This is a genomic window from Paraburkholderia sp. SIMBA_053, assembly GCF_046534895.1.
Taxonomy (GTDB): domain Bacteria; phylum Pseudomonadota; class Gammaproteobacteria; order Burkholderiales; family Burkholderiaceae; genus Paraburkholderia; species Paraburkholderia caledonica.
This window is the reverse complement of the sequence record NZ_JAWRXU010000430.1, coordinates 1-294: the sequence shown is the minus strand read 5'-3', so window position 1 is coordinate 294 and position 294 is coordinate 1. Positions and strand designations below refer to the sequence as shown.

Here is a 294-nt window from a genome sequence, read left to right as displayed (position 1 = left end):
CCCTGGCAAACAAACTTGTGTACCAGAACATTCTTGCGCTGGCCAATGCGAAATGCCCGATCGGTCGCCTGATTCTCTACAGCGGGATTCCACCAACGGTCGAAGTGAATCACGTGGGAAGCCGATGTGAGATTCAATCCCGATCCTCCCGCTTTGAGCGACAGCACGAAGAACGGTGTTGATTCGTCCTCCTGGAACTGTCTGACCAGTTCGCGCCGTTTGCCTACAGGCGTTCCGCCATGGAGAACCAGGCCCTCCCGTCCGAAAAGGGATCCCAGGAACGCAGCAAGTGGC

Annotated in this window: 1 protein-coding gene; it reads right to left on the bottom strand. The window is 56.8% G+C overall.

The features are described 5' to 3' along the window. A partial coding sequence (locus tag SB753_RS36290) for a helicase-related protein (protein ID WP_410804943.1) occupies window positions 1-294 on the bottom strand: 294 nt, incomplete at both ends.